This window comes from Zoogloea ramigera (genome assembly GCF_006539865.1).
Classification (GTDB): Bacteria; Pseudomonadota; Gammaproteobacteria; order Burkholderiales; family Rhodocyclaceae; genus Zoogloea; species Zoogloea ramigera.
On record NZ_BJNV01000008.1, the window covers coordinates 1 to 9,965 of the forward strand.

At 66.7% G+C, this 9,965-nt stretch carries 10 protein-coding genes and 1 tRNA gene; 3 read left to right on the top strand and 8 right to left on the bottom strand.

The features are described 5' to 3' along the window. Positions 1-191 precede the first annotated feature (191 nt). The gene (locus ZRA01_RS03515; protein ID WP_281279834.1) at positions 192-626 is read left to right on the top strand and encodes a very short patch repair endonuclease; all 435 of its coding nucleotides are present in this window, start codon (positions 192-194) and stop codon (positions 624-626) included. Positions 627-875: 249 nt separating this feature from the next. Here ZRA01_RS03515 and ZRA01_RS03520 read toward each other — a convergent pair whose 3' ends face one another. From ZRA01_RS03520 to ZRA01_RS03545, 6 genes are all read right to left on the bottom strand, one after another. After that, positions 876-1,385 (bottom strand): hypothetical protein, encoded by a 510-nt coding sequence (locus ZRA01_RS03520; protein ID WP_141349380.1) that lies wholly within the window; start codon positions 1,383-1,385, stop codon positions 876-878. Then, positions 1,373-1,849 carry a type II toxin-antitoxin system HicB family antitoxin gene (locus tag ZRA01_RS03525; protein ID WP_141349381.1) on the bottom strand — a complete coding sequence of 159 codons (477 nt, stop codon included), beginning with the start codon at positions 1,847-1,849 and terminating at the stop codon, positions 1,373-1,375. The genes ZRA01_RS03520 and ZRA01_RS03525 overlap by 13 nt, the downstream gene beginning before the upstream one ends. After that, entirely contained in the window at positions 1,839-2,114 is a 276-nt protein-coding gene (locus tag ZRA01_RS03530) for a HicA protein (RefSeq protein ID WP_141349382.1), read from the bottom strand. Before ZRA01_RS03530 ends, ZRA01_RS03525 begins: the two co-directional genes overlap by 11 nt. A 342-nt stretch (positions 2,115-2,456) precedes the next feature. Further along, positions 2,457-2,954, bottom strand: coding sequence for a helix-turn-helix domain-containing protein (locus tag ZRA01_RS03535; RefSeq protein ID WP_141349383.1), 498 nt, complete (start codon positions 2,952-2,954; stop codon positions 2,457-2,459). Between the two features lie 835 nt (positions 2,955-3,789). Beyond that, a tRNA-Val gene (locus ZRA01_RS03540) sits at positions 3,790-3,864 on the bottom strand. An 81-nt stretch (positions 3,865-3,945) separates the two neighbouring features. Next, positions 3,946-5,484: an NAD(P)H-hydrate dehydratase gene (locus ZRA01_RS03545; RefSeq protein ID WP_141349384.1), complete on the bottom strand. Its 1,539-nt coding sequence runs from the start codon at positions 5,482-5,484 to the stop codon at positions 3,946-3,948. A gap of 192 nt (positions 5,485-5,676) precedes the next feature. Between ZRA01_RS03545 and ZRA01_RS03550 the strand changes: the two genes are divergently transcribed. Further along, positions 5,677-6,123, top strand: coding sequence for a MaoC family dehydratase (locus ZRA01_RS03550; RefSeq protein ID WP_141349385.1), 447 nt, complete (start codon positions 5,677-5,679; stop codon positions 6,121-6,123). 75 nt (positions 6,124-6,198) lie between these two features. On the opposite strand, the gene ZRA01_RS03555 is transcribed toward ZRA01_RS03550, so the two are convergent. Together ZRA01_RS03555 and ZRA01_RS03560 are read right to left on the bottom strand one after the other, a co-directional pair. After that, positions 6,199-8,280, bottom strand: a complete 2,082-nt coding sequence (locus tag ZRA01_RS03555) for a methyl-accepting chemotaxis protein (RefSeq protein WP_141349386.1) — start codon at positions 8,278-8,280, stop codon at positions 6,199-6,201. A gap of 74 nt (positions 8,281-8,354) precedes the next feature. Next, on the bottom strand, positions 8,355-9,296 hold the full coding sequence (locus tag ZRA01_RS03560) for a DMT family transporter (RefSeq protein ID WP_141349387.1): 942 nt from the start codon (positions 9,294-9,296) through the stop codon (positions 8,355-8,357). Between the two features lie 112 nt (positions 9,297-9,408). Here ZRA01_RS03560 and ZRA01_RS03565 point away from each other — a divergent pair. Beyond that, a partial coding sequence (locus tag ZRA01_RS03565; RefSeq protein ID WP_141349388.1) for a LysR family transcriptional regulator occupies positions 9,409-9,965 on the top strand: 557 nt, incomplete at its 3' end.

The following is a 9,965-nucleotide window of genomic DNA, read 5'->3' on the forward strand; positions in this document are numbered from 1 at the left end:
TGACGCCATCGCGTGCAATCACTGCCGCGTTCAACCCGAGCGAAGTTACCCCAGACCACGACGCGTCAAGCCGCACCAGCATTTGGCATATAAGGGAGCTTAAGTTGGGAGCATTGGGGGCGACATGGGCGTGTCAAATGATGGCGGGGAAGCGAACGCATTGACTTCCTGAGGTTGTAAAGGGGCTGCGAGTGGTATTTGATCCTGCTGTCAGCCCCTTCCGCAGCGCACTTATGGGCCGGATACGTGGAAGAAACACCGGTCCTGAGTTGAAGCTTCGGCAGGCGCTATGGAAGGCTGGGCTACGTTACAGGTTGGAAGGACCAACCAGACTTCCCGGGCGCCCTGATCTGTTCTTTGTCAGAGCCAAGGTGGCCGTATTCGTCGACGGCTGCTTCTGGCACGGCTGCCCGGAGCACGGCACCCAGCCCAAGACCCGCCCCGAATTCTGGGCTGCGAAGATTGCACGCAACCGCGAGCGGGACGGGCAGGTGGACGCCGCCCTGGCTGCGATGGGTTGGCATGTCGTGCGGGTCTGGGAGCACGAACTGCGACAGGATCTGGATGGGTGCGTCGCGCGCATCCGGGCGTTGGTGAAGCCGACGGGGCTCGCCGAGCGCGGGTGAGCGGCTCTACTGCATGGCAGGGGATGGATTTCAGGCCGCCCGGTTGCCCGTGCCAGCGTGCCGAAGAAAGCGCTCATGTCCGAGGGGGCTCCCACGCATAGACCCGGTCGGTGTACTCGGCAAGGAGTTCTCGGGCACCTGGGCGAGCCAGCTGGCGCTGACAGGCCCAGGGGTGGTAGCTTGCTGCAGCTCGACGGTGGGGGCGTCGAGGTAAGACCGCATGAACTGACGTCTGCGGGTGGAGCGGAATCAATCCTTGGCAGATGCAGCCTTGGCCGCCGCCGGCTTTCTTTGCTTGGGCTTTGGCTTGGGTTTCGCGGGAGGTGGGGGCTGAAGGGCCACTTCCTCGATCGCGATGTTGTTGGAGCCTACGTAGAGGGGAACCCGGATGGCTGTGTAACCCATGCGCCACGCGATATCCTGAAGCTGAAGCGCGGCACGCTGATACAGCGGTCCGCCGAACAGCCCCATGAACTCGTCGGTAGTCATGGACTCTTCGGGGGCGGCTTCAGAAAACTCGAAATCGCATTCAACGACGCACTCAGCACTAAACGCGGTTTCATCGCCTGATTCGGACTTCCCTTCGACGCGCGCAATCAGCTCCACGTTGAGGTATTTGCGGTCATCCGCAAAGGTCAGTTTGTTCTCGACATACGTGAACAACTTGCCTCTTGGCGCTTCGCCCGCACGTAGGTGCCGACGTGCCTCGATCGCAACGACCGTTGGCGTGCCCGGCGTAAAGGTGGTTATTGCTGCCATTTCGCACCCTGCTGCGTCCATTGTTGATCCTCGTTGATGAACGGCGTCGAGTTGGCGATCTGGATGCTGCCATCGCCTGTGTGCCCGGCCTGCAGGTAGATGTGGTTGTGGGTTACCTGGCCGGGTTTGGCCGATGTCACCAAGGCATCGCATGCGCGGCACACAGCCTCGTTCAGGCTCATGCGGTTGCGCGATGCGTAATGGGCGAGTTGTTTGTGGCGTTCGGCGCCAATCCGGACATTGAACGAGCCGCTGTAGGGCTTGTTCGCGGGCTTGCCCATCTGGGCGCAGTAGGCAACGTAGTCGTCGACGGCTTGCTTGAAGGCCTGGCCGAGTTCAGCGGGGGTTTCCGCTTCGTAGGTGATCAGGTCGTCAATGAACAGGATGCGGCCGTGCAGGCATTCGTCTTCAATGCTGATTTCAGCCGATCCGCTGTAGCCTTTGTAAGTCAGTTCAGTTTTCATCGTCGCTTCCCTCTGGTATGAACCCAACGGCCTTGAGTGCCTCGATGGCTCCCCTGATCTGGTACATCTTCAGCAGGCCACTTGGGTGTGTCTTGGATGCACGGAACAAATATCCACTTTCATGCTGGAACATGTAGTGGGATCCACCGGTGCAGCTTTCGTTGAAACCGGCACGCCTCGTGAGGGTGATCAGATCATCCCAGGTGAAGTCGGTGGGTGCCGGTTTGCGGCGAAGCTTCAAGAGCAGCTTTTCTATTTTCGACATGCCGGATTATCCGGAAGTTCGCAAGGTGTGCAACTAAAATTTAGTTGCAACCAGTTGTTGTGTCACGGTTCGGTTCCAAGAAGTCCAAAACCGGGGGCGGCAGTGCGTACCATGCCGATGATATTGGTACAGTCGCTTGTCCTGCAATGGCTGTGCGCCTCGTTCCCGACCTGATCGACCTGCATGGGCACCAGACCGCCCGGGCGCTGCGCCGGCTCGCCGACCGAGCGGAGCAGGGGGAGCTGCTGGGCGTGGCGCTTGTAGCGCTGCAGCCGGGGCGGCGGCACGAGCTGCAGGTGGTGGGGGTGTATGAGCGGGCGCCGGAGTTGGCGCACTATGGGGTTAGTCAGCTTCTCGACGCGCTTTTGTATCCTGGCTGACGGAAGCGGGCTGGCCGGGCTTGCGCGACAGGGCCGTAAGGGTGCGGCCATCACCCGATCGGTGCCCGGCTTCGACCCGTAGTTGTTGGAGCCATTCCAGGCGGCGCTCGGGTGTGAGGGTCGCCCATAGGCCCAGTACCTCGCCGGCCTGTTCGATCACGATCTTGGCGGTAGCCTCGGCGTGCAGCTGCTCCAGTTCGTCGCTGAGGCGGGGCGCCTGGGCGGCGGCTTCGGTGCTTTCCGTAGGCGCGGGCATCATCAGCTCGGCAGGGGTACGGCCGAACGCGGCGGCGATCGCTGCGACTCTGTCGACGGTCAGGTTGCCGTCACCGTTTTTCGCACGCCGTATCGTTCCAAAGCCAACGCCTGATTTTGCTTCGAGTTTTTGAAGCGTATCCAGGCTTGGCGTTGCGGCCATCCATGCCGTCAGGTTCGTTGAGATTATCGACGAAATATCCATGAATGGATTCTCCTGTAATGTAATGTCCGCGTGTGGCTATTAAAATTGGCCGTGTATGGCTATGCGATCAGCCACCATGACCTCCTTGCCCCCTTGTGACTGCGTGTGCGCATGCCTGCACATCCGAGTCATCCCTCAGAGGCAGGTGGCGTGCCGTTCTCGACGGTCGCAAAGACCTCCCAGGGCGTGGTGCTCGATCCGTCGGTGTGTACGGTGCCGTCATCACGCCGGATGAGTTTTTCGCGCTGAAGGTGGCGGGAAGTTGCCTAGTGCGTTCGGTGTTGGCGTTTGTGCAGGAGATCGGAATGTAGTTGAGGGAGATCCTGGTACGCGGTTGCCGGTCGCCGCTGGCGAGTGCGCGTCGTCGAGCGGCTGGCTGATGGCAGCGAATCTCATGCGCCCTTGGAGAAAGCCTGATGGGCGCCGGGCGAGAGAGGATTGTGCAGCTTATCGAGGCGACCGCCCGGGGCGTGCCGGGCATGGCAGCCGGCAGCGTGTCACGCGAGCAGGTTGCCCCCTGCGCGCTCTTCATGCCGACCAACTGCCCGGCGCCGTCGAATTCCAGCTGAGGGACTTTGTTGCCAACGCCGAGCGGCTGGATTTCTATGCCGGCCTAAGCGCCTGGCCGACGTATGGCAAGGGGGGGCGTGTGGCGGGGAGTCTGAGGTATGCGGCAGCGGATGCGTAGGCATTAAAAGCTACGTAGGCCGAGGGATGAGGCTGCCTAATAGCAATCCTGACCCACAAATAAAAACAGACACTTAGAGGTGTCTGTTTTTATTTTTTACTAGGCGCTTATCGTCATCTAACTTACTGATAACGCTAGGCTAAATTGTGGTGGGCGGTACTGGGATCGAACCAGTGGCTTCCACCGTGTGAAGGTGGCACTCTACCGCTGAGTTAACCGCCCGGTGAGTAAGAGCGCGCATTATAGGAACGGCTCTGAGGGTCGTCAAGCACTTTCTGAATCTTTTTTCGGTTTCCCAGAAAACTATTCGGTCGGGCGCTGCGGTGCGTCGGCGGGCGAGGGCACAACCCAGGCGTTGAAGCAGGCCCGGGCGGCGGGGGCGAGTTCGTCGGCGAGCAGCCCGCTGTCCAGGCCCTGGGCGGCGCACACGCGGTCGCCGGCGAGGCCATGCAGATGCACGGCCGCCAGCAGCGCCTCGCCGGCGTCCCAGCCCCGGGCCAGCAGCGCGGCCAGGATGCCCGACAGCACGTCGCCTATGCCCGCGGTGGCCATGGCCGGGTTGCCGCTGGAGTTGATCCACCAGTGGCCGTCGGGGTTGGCGACGATGCTGCCGCAGCCCTTCAGCACGACCCAGGCCTTCAGCTGCCCGGCCATCCGGCAGGCGGCGGCGATGCGGTCGGCCTGCACGTCGGCGGTGGTGGAGCCGAGCAGGCGGGCCGCCTCGGCGGGGTGCGGGGTGAGCACCGCGGGCCGGCTGCGGTGGGCGAGGGCGGCCTGCAGGCCCGGGTCGCGGGCGACAAGGTTGAGGGCGTCGGCGTCGAGGACGAGCTGGGCCGGCAGCGCGATGGCCGCGTGCACCAGCGTCCACGCGGCATCCGACTGGCCGAGCCCGGGGCCGACGGCGAAGGCGGCGATGCCGGCCTCGGCCAGCAGTTCGGGGGCGGAGCGGAACATCAGCTCCGGGCGCAGGATGTCCACGGGCAGCGTGGCCGGGTCGAGCAGGCCGACGAGCACCCGGCCGGCACCCAGGTTGGCCGCGGCCCGGCCGGCCAGGATGGCCGCACCGACCATGCCCGGGGCGCCGCCGATCAGCGCGGCGTCGCCGTAGCTGCCCTTGTGGCTGTTGCGCGCCCGGGGCGCCAGCCGGCCGGCGAAGAGGGCCGGGGTGATCTCGTGGCCCGGCGCGGGGGCGAGGGCTTCGGCGTCCACGTCGATCTCCTGCAGGTGGAGTTCGCCGCACTGGTCCGGGCCGTCGAGGGTGAGGAGGCCGGGCTTGAGGGCGATGAAGCTGACCGTGTGGCTGGCCGCGAAGCAGGGCCCGAGGCGGCGCCCGCTGTCGGCGTCGAGGCCGCTGGGGATGTCGAGGGCCAGGCGCGGGCAGGGCTGGGCGTTGAGGGTGGCGATCCAGCCGGCGTAGCGGCCCTCGAGGGGGCGCTGCAGGCCGATGCCGAAGAGGGCGTCCACCACCAGGTTCCAGCCGCCCGGGGGCGGGGGCGGGAGTTCGGCGCTGGTGCTGCCGCCGTGCTCGAGCCAGGCGGCGTGGGCGGCGGAGGCGTCGGCCGGCAGCTTCGCCGGCTCGCCCGCGAAGGCCACCACCACACGCAGCCCGGCGGCCTTCAGATGGCGGGCCACGACGAAGCCGTCGCCGCCGTTGTTGCCCGGCCCGCAGGCCACCAGCACGCTGCCGGGGCCGTCGAGGAGGCGCAGGGCCAGCGCGGCGGCGGCGGCCCCGGCGCGCTCCATCAGGGGCGGCACGGCACCGGGGAGGGCGCGGGCTTCGACGGCGCGGATGCCGGCGACGGGGTAGATCGGGCGGGCGGGAGCGAAGCGGGCGGACGGCATGGTCGGCGGGGAGGGGGCTGGCGATGCCGACATTCTAGGCCAGGCGCGGTGGGCCCGGGCCCCCTCGCGGAGCGTGGTTGCCGCAGCAAAGCGTCTGCGGTTTTGGGGTATGCTGCCGGGGCGGTGCGCCGCTGCGGCTCCAGGCCGGCCGGCGCGCAGATCATGCTTACCCACACGCCTACAGGAGCACTTATGAGCGATCAGACCCCCAATTTCGAAGAGTTCTACGGTTACAAGTTCGAGGAGCTGTCCGTCGGCCAGAGCGCGGTGTATGCCCGAACCGTGACCGAAGCGGACATCCTGATGTTCGCCGGCGTCTCCGGCGACTACAACCCGGTGCACATCAACGAAGAGCTGGCTGCCTCCACCATGTTCGGTGGCCGCATCGCCCACGGCATGCTGTCGGCCGGCTTCATCTCCACCGTGCTCGGCACCAAGCTGCCCGGCCCCGGCGCGATCTACCTGGCCCAGACCCTGAAGTTCAAGGCGCCGGTCAAGATCGGTGACACCGTGGTGGCCCGCTGCACCATCAAGGAGCTGACCCCCGAGAAGCGCAAGGCCAAGTTCGACACCGTGTGCACGGTGCGTGGCAAGGTCGTGCTCGAAGGCGAAGCCGACATCATGGTGCCGGCGCGCTGAGCCACTCCGGCACAGGCAAGCAGAAGGGGGCGTTCAGCCCCCTTTTTTCATGCGTGGCCAGATTGTGCCCGGCGCTCAGGCGTGGAACTGGGCCGCGAGGGCCTTGAGCTTGTTGGCGAGAACCCCGACCTGAACGGCCTCGTCGGCCGAACGGCGGGCGGTTTCAGTGTCCCTCTCGGCGCTCTGGGCGACCATTTCCATCTGGGCGGCGATGTCCCGGGTGGCCTGGCTGCTCTCGGCCAGCGCGTCGTCGATCTGCTGCATCGCGCGGCCGGCCCGGGCGGCGGAGCTTTCCACCGAGGCGGCGATCTCGCCCGCGTGGAGGGCCGTGCGGGCGCCCTCGGCGACCACCTGGCTGCTGGCGGCCACGTCGGCGGTGGTGGCCTTGCTGACGTCCTGGATGCGCTGGATCATGCCGGCGATCTCCTGGGTGGAGTTGCCGGTGCGCTCCGCAAGCTTGCGCACCTCGTCGGCGACCACCGCGAAGCCGCGCCCCTGTTCGCCGGCCCGGGCGGCCTCGATCGCCGCGTTGAGGGCCAGCAGGTTGGTCTGGTCGGCGATCTCGCGGATCACCTGCACGACCCGGCCGATCTCGCCGGACATGCTGGCCAGCTCGCCGATGCGCTGCTCGGTGCCTGCCACGGCCCGGGCGGCGCCGTCGATGCACGTGGCGGCCTGCTGGCTCACCTCGGCGCTCTCGCGGGTTGCTTCTTCGGATTCCCGGGCGGCCTGCATGGCGTCGCGGGCGTTGTTGCTCATCTCGTCGGTGGTCACCGAGAGCTCTTCGACGGTTGCCGACATGGCCGCGATGTGCCCGCTCTGGGCCTGGGCGGCTTCGACCGTTGCAGCGCTGGCGATCTTCAGGCGATCGCTGTACTCGGTGAGGGCGCGGGCTGACTGCTGGATCAAGCTGATGGCCTCATGGAGGCGGTTGCGGAGGATCTCCACGTCGGTGAGGATCGCGGCGAGCTCATCCTCGCCGCCGGGGTGGATCGTTTCGGTGAGTTTGCCGTGGGCGATCGATGTGATCAGGGTCCGGGCGCGGCTGGCCTGGCGGGCGATCCGGCTGAGCATTGCCGCCGCGATCAGGGTGCCGAGGATCATCGCCGCGACGGCCAGCGCGATGCTGCGCTGGACTGACTGATCGGATTGTTTGATGAGCCTCTCAAATAGCTGCGGTGAGAGCTCGTCGAGGCGCCGGACTTCGGTCTGGAGCAGATCGCGGATCTCGCGCCATTTGGGCGTCTCGTCCTTGTTGAGGGTGCTTCGGGCGGCATCGAGCTGGCCGGATTTGACGAGGGCGAAGAGCTGGTCGTGGACCTGCCGCTGCTCGCCCCGCAGGGCGCCGATCTTGTCGGGCAGGCCCGAGCGGAAGTGCTGCGTGTCCGCGTCCCGCGCCGAGGCGAGGAGCTTCTCGAAGCTCTCCGCGGCCTTGGCGTAGTTTTCGTAGGCCTTCGGGTTGTCGGGGTCGAGCATCACGTTGCGCAGGGCCTGGCCCATCTGCAGCCCCTGGGCGTAGAGCTTGTCGAAGGTGATCTGCCGGGCGATGTTTGCCGAGATGTGGTTGCGGTATTCGGTCTCGATCCGGCGGGCGGAGTACAGGCTGTCGACCAGCGCGCCGGCGAGCATCAGCATCACGACGAGCATCACCAGCAGCAGGCGCCGGCCGATGGGGATCCGGTCGGCGCTAAGCGCCACGCGTTCGGTGAGCCTGGCGAGGCCACGCCTGGCGGGCTCTCCCTCGTGGAGACGGAGGCCCGGATCGCTGCGCATGCGCTGATAGAGGGCTTCGGCGGCGTCAACCTCGGCCCGTTCGGGGCGCACCCGCACCGACATGAAGCCGCCCTCCGGCTCAGGCGTGACGGCCGCCCGCACCCAGTAATGGTCGCCGTTCTTGCAGCGGTTCTTGACGAGGCCCGACCAGGGGCGGCCGCGTGTGAGGGTGGCCCACATGTCGCGGAAGGCCTCGGCGGGCATGTCCGGGTGGCGCAGCAGGCTGTGTTGCTCGCCGATCAGCTCCTCGGCCGAGAAGCCGCTGACCCGCAAGAGATCATCATTCACGAAGGTGATGTGCCCTTGTGGGTCGCTGTGGGAAACGATCGCGACGTCGGCCTCGAAAAACCGCTCCACGCCGGTGACTGGCTGGTTGTTTCGCATAATCAGGTTCTCTCGTCAGATGCCATTTGTTTTCGGTCGGTGGCGCCGGTTCTTGAGGGAAACTGAGGAGGGTCTTACTTCGATCGTGCTGATGGCCCCTGCGAGCGCGACGACACGAAGATCCCGGCGACGATCAGCCCGAAGGCGACGGCGTGGAAGGTCTGCGGCGCCTCGCCCATCACCGCAGCCGACAAAATGGCGGCGAACAGCGGCGTGAGGTTGTAGAAGATCGCCGCCATCGCCGGGCCGGCTTCGCCCACCGCCAGGCCCCACAGCCGGTAGGCGATGATCGACGGGCCGACCGCCACGAAGAGGATCGCCGCGCCCAGCTGCCACGACCACTGGATGGCGCCGCTCGGCACGATCAGCTCGCCCAGGCCCGCCGCGCCCACCGCCCAGGCCACCCCGAAGACGCACTGGGCCACCAGGAACTCGGCCCAGTTCCAGGCCGGGCGCGCTTCGCCGCGCATCGACGCGGGCGGCCGGGCGAGCATCCAGCTATAAAACGACCACCCCAGGATCGCCAGCAGCATCAGCAGGTCGCCCTGCACCAGGCGCACATCGGCCAGCGCGGTCAGATCGCCCCGCGACAGCACCAGCGCCACGCCCGAAAGCGACAGCACCGCACCTGCCAGCTGCAGGCGGGTCGGGATCACCCCGTAGGCGAGGGCGCCGATCAGCATCGTCCACACCGGCGAGCTGGAGGCGATCAGCGTGACGTTGAGCGGCGTACTGGTGCGCAGCGCCATGTACTGCAGCGCGTTGTAGGCGCCCACACCGATCAGGCCGAGAATCGACAGCACCTTCCAGCGCTCCCATATCTGCGCCCGCGCCTCTGCCGTGCCCAGCGCGGCCCAGCCCAGGGGCAGCAGCAGCGCGAAGGCGACGATCCAGCGCAGCGCGTTGAGCCACAGCGGGCCGATGCTCTCGATCGCCAGGCGGCCGACCACGGCGTTGCAGGCCCACATCAGCGGTGGGGTGGCGAGCATCACGACGAGACGTGGGGTGAGTTGCATAGGAGACCTCGGGGCGGGTTGGGGAAGCGAGGCCTGGAGTGTAGGCAGCTGCAGGCCGGGGCGGAAGGTGCAAAGCCTGGTTTCACTGTTCGGAATATTGAACAATGAGCACATGAAAAAACAGCGAATCGAAGCCCTGTGGGGCCACGTGCATTGGCTCGGCGTGCTCGCCGAGGCCGGCAGCTACACCGGGGCGGCGGCACGGCTGGGGGTGAGCAAGGCCGCCGTCAGCCAGCGCATCCGCGAGCTCGAACTGGCGGCCGGCGTGCCCCTGGTGCGTCGCACCACCCGCAGCCTGCGTCTCACCGAAGCCGGCCAGGGGCTGGTCGAGGCCACCCGCGAAGCCTTCGTGCAGATCGAGCGCAGCTTTGCCGGCGTGCGCGAGCTAGCCGACACGCCCCGCGGCCTGCTGCGGGTAACCGCGCCGGTGGCCCTGGGCCGGCAGCACATCGTGCCGCTGGTGCCGGCCTTCCTGCGGGCCTACCCGGAGCTGTCGATCGAACTCGATCTGTCGGCCCAGATCAGCTCCCTGGCCCGCGACGGCTTCGACGTGGCGATCCGTCATGTATTTCAAGGAAGCCCCGGGTCATCCCAGGTTTCCTTGACTCCCTCGGAGGGTGGGTTGGGCGAAGCTTTGCTCACGGGGCGGTCTCAAGGAAACGCCGGGCC

What these genes read in the sequence shown, in the direction of transcription:
- ZRA01_RS03545 (WP_141349384.1), bottom strand. Translation starts at nt 5,484, where the DNA reads ATGCCGTCCGCCCGCTTCGCTCCCGCCCGCCCGATCTACCCCGTCGCC.
- ZRA01_RS03530 (WP_141349382.1), bottom strand. Translation starts at nt 2,114, where the DNA reads ATGTCGAAAATAGAAAAGCTGCTCTTGAAGCTTCGCCGCAAACCGGCA.
- ZRA01_RS03525 (WP_141349381.1), bottom strand. Translation starts at nt 1,849, where the DNA reads ATGAAAACTGAACTGACTTACAAAGGCTACAGCGGATCGGCTGAAATC.
- ZRA01_RS03520 (WP_141349380.1), bottom strand. Translation starts at nt 1,385, where the DNA reads ATGGCAGCAATAACCACCTTTACGCCGGGCACGCCAACGGTCGTTGCG.
- ZRA01_RS03535 (WP_141349383.1), bottom strand. Translation starts at nt 2,954, where the DNA reads ATGGATATTTCGTCGATAATCTCAACGAACCTGACGGCATGGATGGCC.
- ZRA01_RS03550 (WP_141349385.1), top strand. Translation starts at nt 5,677, where the DNA reads ATGAGCGATCAGACCCCCAATTTCGAAGAGTTCTACGGTTACAAGTTC.
- ZRA01_RS03560 (WP_141349387.1), bottom strand. Translation starts at nt 9,296, where the DNA reads ATGCAACTCACCCCACGTCTCGTCGTGATGCTCGCCACCCCACCGCTG.
- ZRA01_RS03555 (WP_141349386.1), bottom strand. Translation starts at nt 8,280, where the DNA reads ATGCGAAACAACCAGCCAGTCACCGGCGTGGAGCGGTTTTTCGAGGCC.